This is a genomic window from Aestuariibaculum sediminum, from assembly GCF_014596945.1.
Lineage (GTDB): Bacteria > Bacteroidota > Bacteroidia > Flavobacteriales > Flavobacteriaceae > Aestuariibaculum > Aestuariibaculum sediminum.
Window position 1 is genome coordinate 1 of sequence record NZ_JACVXB010000001.1, and the last position, 12645, is coordinate 12645.

7 protein-coding genes are annotated in these 12645 nt (G+C 33.6%); 1 reads left to right on the top strand and 6 read right to left on the bottom strand.

Going from position 1 to position 12645, the window contains the following annotated elements:
- From ICJ83_RS00005 to ICJ83_RS00030, 6 genes are all read right to left on the bottom strand, one after another.
- Positions 1-3929, bottom strand: a 3929-nt coding sequence (locus tag ICJ83_RS00005) for a DUF4347 domain-containing protein (RefSeq protein ID WP_188228324.1), incomplete at its 3' end; no start/stop codon positions are given.
- Between the two features lie 223 nt (positions 3930-4152).
- Positions 4153-4914: a response regulator transcription factor gene (locus ICJ83_RS00010; RefSeq protein ID WP_188228325.1), complete on the bottom strand. Its 762-nt coding sequence runs from the start codon at positions 4912-4914 to the stop codon at positions 4153-4155.
- A 43-nt stretch (positions 4915-4957) separates the two neighbouring features.
- Positions 4958-5710 (bottom strand): response regulator transcription factor, encoded by a 753-nt coding sequence (locus ICJ83_RS00015; RefSeq protein WP_188228326.1) that lies wholly within the window; start codon positions 5708-5710, stop codon positions 4958-4960.
- 49 nt (positions 5711-5759) lie between these two features.
- Positions 5760-7709 carry an OmpA family protein gene (locus ICJ83_RS00020; protein ID WP_188228327.1) on the bottom strand — a complete coding sequence of 650 codons (1950 nt, stop codon included), beginning with the start codon at positions 7707-7709 and terminating at the stop codon, positions 5760-5762.
- Between the two features lie 13 nt (positions 7710-7722).
- Positions 7723-8640, bottom strand: coding sequence for a PorP/SprF family type IX secretion system membrane protein (locus tag ICJ83_RS00025; protein ID WP_188228328.1), 918 nt, complete (start codon positions 8638-8640; stop codon positions 7723-7725).
- Positions 8641-8653: 13 nt separating this feature from the next.
- On the bottom strand, positions 8654-10081 hold the full coding sequence (locus tag ICJ83_RS00030) for a T9SS type B sorting domain-containing protein (RefSeq protein WP_188228329.1): 1428 nt from the start codon (positions 10079-10081) through the stop codon (positions 8654-8656).
- A 953-nt stretch (positions 10082-11034) separates the two neighbouring features.
- On the opposite strand from ICJ83_RS00030, the gene ICJ83_RS00035 reads away from it, so the two are divergent.
- Complete coding sequence (locus tag ICJ83_RS00035; RefSeq protein WP_188228330.1) at positions 11035-12621, top strand: peptide chain release factor 3; 1587 nt, start codon at positions 11035-11037, stop codon at positions 12619-12621.
- The last annotated feature ends 24 nt before the right edge of the window (positions 12622-12645 follow it).

A 12645-nucleotide genomic window follows, 5' to 3' on the forward strand; every position in this document is an offset into this window, starting at 1 on the left:
GGGGTCGTAATCTCATTTGTGGTTACTGAAGCCGTGTTTACTAAGTCAGCTCCAGCATTTAAATCCGTCTGGGTTACTACATAGCTCGCCGTATATGTCCACGTCTCGCCTACATTTAATATGCCATCACCATCATCGCCCGTTGGGCCTGTTACTACGCCTAAGCTGCCATCTGGTAATTCATCACCTACTACGACATTGGTAAGGTCTGTGTTTCCATCGTTATTAACGGTGATCGTATAATCGATAGTCTCGCCCTCTGTGTCTACAATAGCATCATCAGCGTTGGTCAAGCTCTTAGTAACTACCATACTCGCTACTTGTAATTCTGCTGAAAGTGATTCTTCTAGACAAACTAAATCTGTATGCGTAATAACCACTCTAAATAAAACTCCGTTTTGTGATTGCAAGACATTAGACACTGTTAATTCATTCGTATTTACACCTGAATAATTTCCACCATTAGATAAATCTGTCCATGTGCTTCCGTTATCAGTACTAATCTGCCATTGATATAACAATCCCGACGAACTATCGGTAGCTGGAGAAGGTGTTGTATAATCTGGAGTTCCACCAGAAAAAGTAGTTGTATTTACACTAGAAACCGTTGCAGTAAAAATAGCATCACTTCCTTCAACTGCAATCTGATCTGTTGGTGCTGTATCAATTGATATATTGGTATTTACAACAACATTTGTATTATCTCCAGAATAACTCGCTCCATCAACTTTTCCATCTGAATCAACACTTGGAGGTGTACCATCACCATAGTTTTGATTTCCATCTGTACCAATAGCATCTGTGCTACCATAATATTCCACAGCATCAGGACACCCATCATTATCACTATCCGTATCAAGATAATCTGCTATACCATCGTCATCTGAATCTTGAGGCACACATATTTCTATCCAGTAAGCTGAGTTACCTCCGTTATAATCGGTAGTTCCTACGGCAAATGAAATATCAGTAATTAAGTATTTACTAACCCACTTAAAAGACCCATCATTCGTTCCTATATTTGAGGTTGAACTAGTAGTGCGAACTACACCTAGTCTGTTACCTACAATTGTATCATCATACCCGGTATTTGAAGTAAATTCTTGAGTAAATGAGCCACTTGTTGCTCCTGAAATAATATCGAAATAATCAGTTGCACCAACCTGAGTAATAACCTTACCCTGATTTAACGTGAGCTTAATGGGGACTGTAGATGTTATCGTATATTCTGTGCGCCCTTTGGGATCTGTATTAATAGAATTGTTTATATTATAAATATACTCTGACGTTTCATTATAGTTCGTATAATTCACAATAATAGAGCCATCAGGTAATCCATAGGTACTACTAACATCAAAACTACCATCTTGAAGCTGCACATTTGTTGAGTAAAAACGAGGTAGTTGAATAGTTCCACAGTTATACTCTATTTCATCTAAAATACCATCATTATCATCATCTAAATCACAACTATCACCGACTCCATCTCCATCTGAATCTATAAATTCAGGATTGTCCGGATGACAAGGACTACAAACATTAGATTGTTCTGCACTATTATAAGCAGTCCCAGCTCCTTGGCCTCCACTGGCTTCGATTGGAACTCCGTTACCATCGACATCTGTTCCTGTGGTTAGTACATCACCATCTAAATCACTATAGGTAAATCCACCATTTCCCTCTAAAGCGTCTGGACAACCATCGGCATCACTATCTGAATCTAAGTAATTTAAAATTCCATCGCCATCAACATCGCTAATACAATAATCGAAAGCTAAAATAGGATCGTCAAAATTTAATACTTCTGATGGCCCTCCAACATTATATATGTAAATTCTAACGGTATAATCTTTGTCTGGGTATAAATTATAATTTTCGTTATCAAAAGCCCTTCTTCCTACGGGATATACTCCACCACCTTCACTATCTGCCTGAGATACTGTTCCTAACGTGGTTACATTTGAACTAAAGCCATCGTTAGAAATTTGATATGTAACAGTATACATAGGGTTAGTATTTACCCTGTTTAAAAACCCAAACCAATCGATATTTGCATCGAATACACCTGGTACGGTTTTGAAAGAAAATTCTAAATATTCATTGTTTGCTATAGCTTGGTTTAAAGTTACCGCATCAATATTTGTAACATCCAAACTATACGACCCCATCACGTTTGTACTAAACCCGGGACCCGACTCTATAGTAGAAATACTTGATGGTATAATAATGTTGGCTATATTCGATCGACTTGAATTTTTATTAGCTCCATCCTTAACTGTTCCGAAAGGATATGAAATATAAACCGTATTTGGTATTCCAACAGGATTAGAATCGTTACCTGCAAAATTTGTATCATAACACCCTTCGGAAGTATCTAAAATACCATCGTTATCGTTATCTAAATCGCAATCGTTACCCACACCATCTCCATCGATATCTGCATATAAGGAACTGGCAGAATTACAAGAATCACATTCGGGAGATACTTGATTACTGTCTTTAGAACTTCCGGCTAAATAAGCTTGACTATTAGGCACTCCATAAGTTGCACTTGAACTATTGGTATCAACTGGAAAACTAGTTAAATTTATTGATCCATCTGCATTTAAATCGGCATATATATAAGGACTCGAAGCACTTTCCAATGCATCTGGGCAGCCATCATTATCACTATCTAAATCTAAATAATCCGGTATATTATCGCCATCTGTATCACAACCTGACTCGAACTGTAAATCATATACTTTTTGTACATTTTGTGTTGCTGGACTGGTGGTATTAAAACTTAGGATTTCCAATCTATCAACAGGTTGATTAAATGTTACTTGAAAAACATTTTCTGGACCAGCACTAAAGTCTGAACTAAAGGTATTTCCAGTTTGCGAAGGGAAAGGTCCTCCTGCTATTGGACTGAAATTGTCTGAAGTAAGTGTTATTGGTACCCCATCTAAACTACCGTTGAAAGTAATTGCATCATTACCATCAGTATCGGTAACTACGAAACTTAGATTATAAACTGGTCTATCAAAGGTAATAATTGCCTTTTTAGAATCGCCTTGATTCATGTCTCCACTAAAAAGAATACCGCTTAGATCTCCCGTAGGGTTTCTATCAAAGCTAGTTGTCGTAGCAGAAATTGATCCAGCATCTGCAATAAATTCAACTGAAGAAGTTACCGTATGTGTAGTTCCAACACTTGTGACCGTAGAAGATGTTGGAGAACTAGGTGTAGCAGTAGTGTTTACAATTTGTTCAAAATCTAATTCTAAAGCTTCGTAACACTCATTACTGTCGAGAATCCCGTCGTTATCATCGTCCAAATCGTCTGAATTACATATACCATCACCATCATAATCATCTCCAGGATTTGTACCTCCAACAACACCTGCACAACTTTGTAAGTTATAATTATAATCTTCTAATAGCCTTATTTTAAACACCTTCCCTACCTCAAGATTCCAATCACCATCTTTTCCTGTAATATTATTTGAAGCAGAAACAGAAACGCCTAGAGCCGTTTCTAAATACGAAACAGCTTCTTTACCTTTTTGTCCTTTCGCAAATTCACATCCATATATATTAATATGTGTTATGGGTTTGCTATGTATTTCGTTTTTAATAAAATTAGCAATCCCAATAGCATCTAACCATTTATTATTAATAAATAGCTCTCCTGGCTTTCCGTGAGTAAACAAATGAAATACAGATTCGTTACCATTATTAATTAAAGCTTTTTTTATTAAAGCTTCATCTTTAACATGGCTATCTATAAAGAATTGTTCATGCTCTGTATTTCTCGTATTTGAATTTACAGCATAAATATTTTCAAATACGCTAAAAATACCTATGGTTATAAAAACAAATAACTGAGCAAACACCCTGCTTCTTATACGGATAATAAAAGTTGACAAGTTGGTTATTGTATTCATTTGATAAAAATTACTTTTCTTTATTATATTTCATTTTAAACTGAGATATTATCTCTTTTTAAAACAAACCCCTCTTTTATAATATTACTCTCATACAACATAATTCACACTAAGAGTAACTACCTTAATGTAAACATGTTAACTATACTAATTTTTCATTTTCGATTAAACCACCTAATGTGTTGCTAATACATAAGTGTTAATCGATATATATATATTTTGGCTAAATAATATTTATTAGAGCCGTCATATTTTTTACTCCAAATTTTCGTATCAAATTTTGGCGATGCGTATTTACTGTATTAATTGATATTCGCAATAGTCCGGAAATATCTTCACTAGATTTACCCTCGCTTACTAGTTCTAGTATTTGTTCTTCTCTGGGCGTTAATGATTTTCTGCTCATTAAAATATTAGTCACTTTGTTCTTTAAATTTTCAATCATATTATTTTCTAAAGGATCTTGAGAGAAGCATTTTATATCCATTTTTGGATAATTGTGCACGCCATCTATATCAGTAATATCTGTAAATGCCATTATGAAGACATTCATAATCTTCCCTTTTTGATTACTTGGAATAAAAACAATATCTCTTTGCAGGGTAGTGGATTTATTTTCTATTAAATTGGTAGTAAAACGCAACTGAAATAAAGGAGATTTAGTAACTATTTTATTCGAATCTAAAAATCGAACACATAGTCGATCGGCTTCATAAATTCGAGAAATTTGATTTTCTGGCACAGCTCTAACAATATCTTTCAGAGATTGTTGACTGTCCTTTGGAAATTCTAAATTATAATTCCGACTATAGATTAATTGTTCCTCGGTATTTTCAACACTCATTACGCATATAAAATCGGGCTTGTTAATTTCAATATAGCTTTCTACCCAATATTTATAATCTTCTGGGGATTTAACTTTATCAAAAATGGTTTCTGATATTTGTATATCGAAAAGTTTCTGTAGGTCGTATTCTCGTTTCATATCAAGTTCGTTGGTTTTTTTTTGGGTTTGGGGATTTTATTAATTACATCTCTTTTAACAAGGATGCTGTATTTTTCACATTAAATTTTTTAATTAAATTTTGCCTATGAGTATTAACTGTATTTTTGGAAATATTTAACTCATTGGCGATATCGGCACTTGTTTTTCCTTGGCCTATTAAATTCAAAATTTCAAATTCACGCTGTGTTAATTCGTGTCGATAGGTTAATTGTTTGTTTAGTATTCGTTTTAAGTTTTCCAACACTTTTCTAAATGCTGTATTATTTACTTCATTAAATTTAAAGTCGAATACTGGTTGATTATTTACACCTAAAAAATTAGAGACATCATAAAAAGAAACTAAGATTAAAATGTGTTGCGTCCCTTTATTTATTCTCGGAATGAATCTTACATTTCTAATTAGTGACCTTTTTTTGCCATCTATCTCCAAAGTAGCAAACCTTAAAGTAAATATAGTCTTAGATATGTCTTTTAAATTCTTACTTACAAATTCACTACATTTAAGATCTGCACTTAGTATTTTACTTAATTGAGACGGCTCAACCACTGCCGCAACATCACAAATAGTGTCCTTATTCGTCTCTAAAAACGACAAATTCAAATTTTGATAGAACAGTACTGGATTTTCATTTCTAAGATCGATTACTGCCACATAATCCGGCTTATTAAAAGTAATTTCACTTTCTAAATAGTATTTATAATGCTTATATTCTACCTTGTCTTCTTGCTTTTGGGTACAACCTGATCTCAAAAGGTTTAAATCGTAATTTTCCATTTTAATTTGCTATTGATAAATTTGTTAGTTAGGTTATGGGTAATAACTTCTACATTTTCATTATTATAAATTCACTTCTTCGGTTTAACTGATGGTCTTCCTCACTGCATTCTACTGTTACGTTTCCTTCACATCCACAATCATTTACTAACCGATATTCTCCATATCCTTTAGCTGTTAATCGATCTGGAGCTATACCCATTTTTATTAGGTATCGCCTTGTCGATTTTGCTCTGTTTTCAGATAAGGCTTCATTATATTTGTAAGAACCACGGCAATCCGTATGACTACGAATATCAACCACCATTGTTGGGTACTGTTTCATTACTTCAAAAACCTTTTGCAATTCTACTTGAGCATCATATCGAATATTATACTTGTCGAAATCGAAATAAATAATAGGAATGTCCAATACTTTTGCAAGATCGTCACCGGGTTTTAGGTTATGCTCATTTCTAGTTAGGGTGAATTCCAGTTCTAATTTTTGTTGCTTCACAGGCGTTGTGAATCGCTTTTCATCGGGTATGTATTTCTCCTTCTCAGCACGCACTAAATATTCTGCATTGCATTCCACATCAAATTTGAAGTAAGCATCATTACCTACCACCATTTCATTCACCAACTCTCCAAATTTGTTATATAATGTAACTTTAGCTTGTGGTAGAAGTTCTAAACTAATTTTATCTACCACGACACCTTCAACAACTTGTTCACAAGAATAAATTTTAAAGGAATAAATATCGTCGTCCCCTTTTCCGTTTGGTCTGTTTGATGTAATAAATCCTTCTTTGGTTTGGGTATTTTCGTAATAACAAAAATCGTCTTGAGGACTATTAATTGGGGGACCAATATTTTTTATTTCAAAATCATTCGAACGATTTTGAAACTTATTTTCAAAATCTCTTATAACATGAATATCTAAACCACCCAATCCAGGATAACCATTAGTGGCAAAAAATAAATCACCTTTATCATTTATAAATGGGAAGGTTTCTTTGCCTTCGGTATTAATAGAAGGGCCTAAGTTTATCGGATTTCCAACAGATCCATCTTTATTAACATTTGCGACGTATATATCAGACTCTCCAATGGATCCAGGCATATCTGAAGCAAAATAAAGTTTTGTTCCTTTGGCATTAAATACGGGATGAGCTACACTGTAATTATCACTATTAAAATGAAGTGATTCAATATCTCCCCAGCTTCCATCATTCTTAACGGTGGCTCTAAAAATTTTTAATCGATTAATATTTTGATCGTCCTTCCTGTACTTATTTTGGTAATAGTTATTTCTAGTAAAATAAACTCGTTTACCATCCTTTGTAAATGTTACTGTAGATTCGTGGAATTTTGTATTAATTTCGGAATCGAAATTTTTAACCTGTACATAGGTTGAATCATTTTGCTTTACTGCAGAATATAAATCTAAATAAGGCTGTTCGTTCCATTTATATATTCTACCATCACCTCTAGTTGAGGCAAATACTATAGAATTATTAATCTGTACAGTACCGAAATCAGATAAGGCTGTATTTATATTTAAATTATGAAGTACTAAATCCTTATTTACATTTTGCTCTATATCAGATAAATAATCCACATTAGATATAAAAGCCTTACCTCTGGAGTCGTAAATATTACTATCATAAAACTTTTGCATCCAACGGTCCGCTTCTTCATACTTTTCAATGTATTTAAGGGCTTGAGCATATCTAAAATAAACTTCGGAATCCACATCATCTCCTTTTAAATTAATTAATTCTGAATACCATTTGGTGGCGTCTTCCATTTTATTGTTGAAATAAAATGAATTGGCCAACTTTTCGAATAATTCCGGAGACTTATAGCCGTTTTCTGCTACTTTTAGAAGAATATCGCTGGTTTTTACATATGCAAAACTATTATAATCATTATTAACAACCGATTGTACCTTAGCCTTCTGTGAATGACCCAAATACGATATCAAAAATATTAATACTAGGGGGCGTAAACTTTTCATATAACAATATAATTTAAAAGAATCTAGGTGAGATTAATCTTCTTATACTTGGTTCAAATCGTATCATGATTTCATGCGTACCGCTATTATAATTATTTAAATGGGTCGATGTTAAATCGTAAGCATAGCCAATGTAGACATTGTTTGAGACCTGAAAACCTACTAGGGCACTCACAGAGTCATCCCATCTCCAAGCCAGACCAAGCGTTACTTTTTCCTTTATTAGCAAGTTTGCCGAAACATCAGCAATTAATGGAGCTCCACTTACGGCCTTAACTAAAAAAGCAGGTTTTAAAGCTAAATCGTCACTTAAATACATAACATATCCTCCTATTAAAAAATAGTGCATGCGTTCTGCAGCGACAGATTCCTGAAAATCATCATAATGATTTGTTGTGATAAAATTCGGGACCGATAAACCTACATACCACTTTCTTGAATGTAAATAAATACCCGCTCCAATGGATGGAGACCATAAATTCACCGGCTGGTTAAACAACAAATCTGGATCTTGATAAATTCCTTTACTCCAATCTAAATTCAAATTGTGAAACCCCGTTTTAAGACCGAAAGACAATTTTGTAAAATTATTATCTAAAGGTGTTGTGTAAGAAAAATTAGCGTCGGCATATACCTCACTCGACGGACCTAACTTATCATTAACAACAGAAAACCCTAAACCTATATTTTCATTTCTCAATGGACTATGAACAGCAAAAGTTTGTGTTTCAGGAGCTCCGTCAAGACCAACCCATTGCGTGCGATACAATCCAGTTACATTTAAAACCTCCCGTTGTCCTGCATATCCCGGGTTAACACTCATCGTATTGTACATGTATTGTGTATACTGTGGATCTTGCTGTGCATACTGTTTTTTATACATCAACAGTAACACAATTATTATAGTAACTTTATAAAAAGTGCTTCTCATAATTTTAATCGTCTTATCTATTAATATATATCCAACCTACTTTTTCCTTCATTACGCCGCCATCCTCATATCGGAAGACATAATAATATGTACCAGCTGGTAATTTTTCTGACTGATTTATAACCGCTCTACCATTAGAGGTTCCATCCCAGTTATTTTGGTATCGGCTGGTTGAGTAAACGAGATTCCCCCAACGATTATATACTTCTAAGGTATTGTTTGGATATTGATCAACACATGTTATCACAAAAGTGTCATTAACACCATCTCCGTTTGGCGTAAATTCGTTATAAACAGTTAAACAATCAGGTCTAGGAAGCGTTACATTTACTTCAACAGTTTCACTGTCATTCGAAGGATCTGTATCATTCTGATCTACACCAATTAGCGAAGCTGTATTATCATAATCAGTTTCATCAATTACTTCTACCTGAATTGTTAATACCTCTGTAGCTGCCACATCAATCTGACCGATTTCCCAAGTACCAGCAACATTGTCGAAAATACCATTGCTTGGATTGCTCGAAATATAAATATAACCAGCAGGTAACTGCTCTTCAATAACTATATTGGTTGCTAAATTTGGACCATTGTTGGTTACACTAATAGTAAACTCTAAGACATCTCCAACAGTCGCACTAGCTTGATTTACATCTTTGCTAACTGCTAAATCCAGATCACAATCTTCATCAATCAATCCATCGCCATCATTATCGATCCCATCACATATTTCAGTGTTACAAACATTTTCTATACAGTTTGATGCTACAACGCTACCTGTTGCGTCTGATGCATCATTAACAACACCATCGAAGGATGTACCATTATTTTCCCATAGAAATTGAATAACCTCATCGTCGGCGGATATGGCATTTGTAGTATCACCATTTAAATAGTAACTCCCAACGACTCCTGCATCGTTAGCTAAGTAACCATCATCCTGACTGATGCCTTTTTTTGCGCCTATGTGGTTACTATCAAAAACGATTGGGGTACATAAAGGAAATGAAGCCCCGTCGACCACATCAAAACAAAAATCCAGCACGTGGACTGGTATATTAGACAAATTTATTGGTGACACAGAAACATTATCGATAATATTGAATTGCGTTAAAATACCTGCATGAGTTGAAAATCCGAAAATATTACCAAATACAGAGTTACTAGTGCTCAAACCACTTGTTTCGTAGTCGTTTTGCAAATTTGAAATGGTTAAATTTTTTATTAAGTTATCATCATAAAAAAAACGCATGGTCGATGTCCCTAACATTGGAGAATTGTTTTCATCGCTTATTGCTACCATTAATGGATAGCAAATTTTTATAACATCTCCGCAAGTAATTTGAGGTTCCCCTATGCTCCACTCCAAAGTTCTCTCGGATTGAGCGAAACTTAGGCTAAACATGCAGGACATTAAAACTAATAGTAAGTATTTTTTCATCTCAACACTTTAAGTTACTTTTTATTAAAACTCGATCAGTTTTTACCTTTGTTTAAATATTAAATAAAAGCGACCAACAAGTCTAGTCTAATGTGAATTTTAGGTTGAACAAGTAGGTCAAGATTTTTATACATTTTTTTAAACTTGAAAGGCAATATGTTTAAAAAATGCTTTTTAAGAAGAGTTTATATTGGTTTGGCTAAACAATAGTAAACACCTCATAACAGAAGCTGAAATCGTTTCGTTATACTTCCTTCAAACTTCGACTAATCATGTTATAAAACTTCTTTAAATAGTTATTTTTCATTAGTAATTTCATATACAAAAGTCACGTATTAACTTTCTTATTAAAAAAGAATATACTTACGCTATTTTTTTTGAAAATTTTGGTTAGCAACTCCCTATTCAATGGTAATTTTAAATGTATTGTTTGAATAGTGAATTACTTAGAACACTTAATTACACTGCAATGTAGTTTGGAAAATAAACTCAGATTAAAATATTAAAATCGAAATCGTTTTCGATTTCCCGAAAACGATTTCGATTTTATTTTCCATTAATGAGTAATCACTATTTCCAGAAAAAGTTTAGATTACCACCATTATTAAACTGGCCAAATAAGTCTTAATTTATAATTAACAATTATCATAATAAAAAAAGGCACCAAATCACCCTTGTAAACCGATAACCCAGTGTTCATTTAAATACAAATACGAATACTTTACCGACTAAAAATTGCAGCTTATTTTACAGTAAAATATTTATTGAATTCAGTATATTAAAGGGTTATTCATAAAATTCATTTTAATCAATTACATCTCATAAAAAACACGTTAGTACTAGCTACGATCTAGAAAATTTGACAGGCTTGATAATTAAAATTAAATACCAATTTTGTTATTAATCTTGTATTTAATAATAGTATCTTTGCAGCCCATTTGCAGATTATTGTTATGAGTTTTCAAAAAGAAATAAGCAGACGTCGAACGTTTGGAATTATATCGCACCCCGATGCTGGTAAAACGACATTAACCGAAAAATTATTACTCTTTGGTGGAGCCATTCAAGAGGCTGGCGCCGTAAAGAGTAATAAAATTAAAAAAGGTGCTACCAGTGACTTTATGGAAATAGAACGGCAACGTGGTATTTCAGTAGCTACTTCTGTACTTGCATTTGAATACAATGGTACAAAAATTAATATTTTAGATACGCCGGGACACAAAGATTTTGCAGAGGACACCTTTAGAACACTAACAGCTGTAGATAGCGTTATTGTTGTTATAGATGTAGCAAAAGGTGTTGAGGAACAAACAGAAAAGCTGGTTAAAGTTTGTAGAATGCGAAACATTCCAATGATTGTTTTCATCAATAAATTAGACCGCGAAGGAAAAGATGCTTTCGATCTTCTTGACGAGGTAGAACAAAAATTGGGACTAAAAGTAGTTCCTTTAAGTTACCCGATTGGAATGGGTTATGAATTCAAAGGAATTTATAATTTATGGGAAAAAAATGTAAATCTGTTTAGTGGCGATAGTCGAAAAAATATTGAAGAGACTATAGAAATATCCGATTTATCTTCGGTTGAATTAGATGATTTGGTAGGTGAAAAATCGGCTAATACACTGCGTGACGAAATTGAACTCGTAGAAGGCATATATCCTGATTTTAATAAGGAGGAATATTTAAACGGAAACCAGCAACCTGTATTTTTCGGTTCAGCATTAAACAATTTTGGTGTTCGTGAACTGTTAGATTGTTTTGTTGAAATTGCACCAAAACCTCGCCCTAAACAAAGCGAAGAGCGCTTAGTAAATCCAGATGAGAAAAATTTTAGTGGTTTTGTATTTAAAATACATGCCAACATGGATCCAAATCATCGTGATCGTTTAGCATTTATTAAAATTGTTTCCGGTACTTTTGAAAGAAATAAACCGTATTTACATGTAAGACATGGCAAAAAATTAAAGTTTTCTAGCCCCAACGCTTTCTTTGCAGAGAAAAAAGAAATTGTTGATATTTCGTATCCTGGGGACATTGTTGGTTTACATGATACCGGCAACTTTAAAATTGGTGATACATTAACGGAGGGCGAAACTATAAATTACAAAGGTATTCCGAGTTTCTCTCCAGAGCACTTTAGATATATTAACAACGCCGACCCTCTAAAATCTAAACAGTTATATAAGGGTATTGATCAGTTAATGGATGAAGGTGTAGCACAGCTTTTTACTTTAGAACTTAACGGAAGAAAAGTTATTGGTACAGTAGGGGCTTTACAATATGAAGTAATTCAATATCGATTAGAACATGAATATGGCGCCAAATGTTCTTACGAAAATTTAAATGTTCATAAAGCCTGTTGGGTGGAAGCCGAAGATGAAAAAAATGAAGAGTACAAAGAGTTTTTACGTGTAAAACAACGCTACTTGGCAAAAGACAAACATGGACAACTTGTATTTCTTGCAGACTCGGCATTTTCATTACAAATGACACAACAAACATACCCAAGTATTAAATTTCATTTTACATCAGAATTTTAAATTTAAAATAAGCCTTTAAAGACC